Origin of the sequence: Methanoregula sp. (genome assembly GCF_002835825.1) — an archaeon.
Lineage (GTDB): Archaea > Halobacteriota > Methanomicrobia > Methanomicrobiales > Methanospirillaceae > Methanoregula.
On the sequence record NZ_PIZH01000505.1, the window covers coordinates 1 to 1,493 of the forward strand.

A 1,493-nucleotide genomic window follows, 5' to 3' on the forward strand; every position below is an offset into this window, starting at 1 on the left:
ATAAGAAGGAGCGCCATGAGCTCGGGGTGCCCCTGCACCGGGAACCGGATCGGCATCCCCGCCTTCTCCGCGGTCTTCACCATGTTGACGCCTACCGCATGCTCGGGTATCCGGGCCTGCGTGGGGCGGATGCAGATCCCTTCCTTCACGTTGCAGGTTTCGCAGAGCCGGCACGAGCCGTTGACGAACGCGAGCGCAAACGGGTTGCCCGCATTGAACGCAGTCCGTTCCAGTTCGAGCATCATCGGTGCGAATGTACCTGTGCCGTTGAAATGATCTTTCCAGAACTGCGTTGCCTGCTCCTTCCTGTCAGCCGGTGCTTCGGGATCAAGCCAGTACTTGTAGATCGAACAGATCACATCGGGATCTGCTTCTGCCGGTGAGATGAACTTCACGAGCAGGGCATAGCGGTATTCGGAGAGGATCATCCGGAACTCGTCCGGTGTCGGGACATAGGGAGGGCAGGTCAGTTTCTTCCCGTACGCGATGCATCCCGCCCGGCACTTGAGCGGGACGCGGTTCTCGACAACGATATCTGATACGGGGATCACTTTTGCATCGGCTGCCCCGAGTGACTTGGCTGCCTGAATGAGAAAGATAAAATTCCCGAAATCTTTTTTCTCAACTTTCATGCGACTCACCCGTGTCAGTATCTGTATTATTGCGTATCACGAAAAATCTAGGTGCGCTCTTCATGGTGGGGGCGACCCGCTTCCAATCTGGTAATCCCAGGTCAGCTCGGTCGCTTTTCCCAGCATTACGGCAACCGGGCAGTTGAGAGTCATCGTATCATGGCTGGCTCTCTCTACCACCTTCTCATCCAGATTTCCCCTCAGGAAGAAGGTGATGTGAAGGTTCCTGAACACTGCCGGTGGCAGTTCCTGTCGGGTTCCCTCGATCGTGATTCTCAGGGGATCAGGACGGGAATTATGTGCGGACAGATCCATAAGGGCTTTGATCCCGGTACAACTTCCAAGGGACGCAAGGAGGTAGTCGATTGGGTTCGGGTTATCCCCGCTCCCGCCAAGGCATGGGCAGGGTTCAACGGCAATGTTGTGGCCATCGCAGTTGACGGCATTGAATTTCATGCCGCTCTTATACGAGACATTCATGAATACTGCATCTGTTGTCATGGTTATGCACGTCTTTTCTTTAACGTATTCGCATCCACTTCCGCGAGGAATTCACGGGCCGGCATGATCAGGAGATCGGGATCTTTTGCTGAAAACAGGTGGTCCCCGTTGACAAGGACGAGCCGGGCACCGGAAATCCCGTCAGAGAGTTCGCGGGTTATTTTCATCGGTACGATCCCGTCCCTTGTCCCGTTCACGATCAGGGTCGGGGCAGAGATCCGGCCGAGCAGTTCTCTCGTGTCGCACTGGTTCGCAGCAGCTTTCATTCGCTGAAAGGATTCCGGTGTTGGCGGGTACTTCTGCTGGAACATCCAGCCGGTCACCTTCTCCCTGATTCCCGGGATACTTATTACTATGAAC

At 55.3% G+C, this 1,493-nt stretch carries 3 protein-coding genes; all 3 read right to left on the reverse strand.

Annotation, left to right across the window (positions count from 1 at the left end; translation table 11 throughout):
- Positions 1–632 (reverse strand): DUF2284 domain-containing protein (locus tag CW742_RS12725; protein ID WP_292420935.1); only part of this gene is annotated, 632 nt, incomplete at its 3' end.
- A 60-nt stretch (positions 633–692) separates the two neighbouring features.
- Positions 693–1,133: an OsmC family protein gene (locus CW742_RS12730; RefSeq protein ID WP_292420937.1), complete on the reverse strand. Its 441-nt coding sequence runs from the start codon at positions 1,131–1,133 to the stop codon at positions 693–695.
- 2 nt (positions 1,134–1,135) lie between these two features.
- Positions 1,136–1,493: alpha/beta fold hydrolase (locus CW742_RS12735; protein WP_292420940.1), on the reverse strand; the 358-nt coding region annotated here is incomplete at its 5' end.

Bases quoted from the DNA above. Each gene is read 5' to 3' on its own strand.
- CW742_RS12730 (WP_292420937.1), bottom strand. From the start codon at position 1,133: ATGACAACAGATGCAGTATTCATGAATGTCTCGTATAAGAGCGGCATG.